The sequence below is a fragment of the Stenotrophomonas sp. AS012628 genome (assembly GCF_010608305.1).
GTDB lineage: Bacteria > Pseudomonadota > Gammaproteobacteria > Xanthomonadales > Xanthomonadaceae > Stenotrophomonas > Stenotrophomonas geniculata.
On record NZ_VMBJ01000241.1, the window covers coordinates 1 to 234 of the forward strand.

The window sequence follows — 234 nt, forward strand, 5'->3', positions numbered from 1 at the left end:
GTTGAGCACCACGAACATCAACTGCGCATCGCTGGCGCGTTGCGGCTGCGGATTGATCTGCTGCAGCTCGCGCATGGCCTGCAGGCCCAGTGGAGTGGCGGCGTTATCCAGCCCGAGCACGTTGGCCGACACGTTCATCATCATCGCGCCGGTGGCGGGGTGGCCGGCGGGCACGGAAGGAAACAGGTGCCGCATCAGCGGGTTCACGAGGCGCGCGAACAGATCGACCACGCC

The 234-nt window shown here is 66.7% G+C and carries 1 protein-coding gene; it reads right to left on the reverse strand.

Annotated features, from left to right (window positions below; all coding sequences use genetic code 11):
• Positions 1 to 234 (reverse strand): nucleoside recognition domain-containing protein (locus G5A07_RS21760; protein WP_316248772.1); only part of this gene is annotated, 234 nt, incomplete at both ends.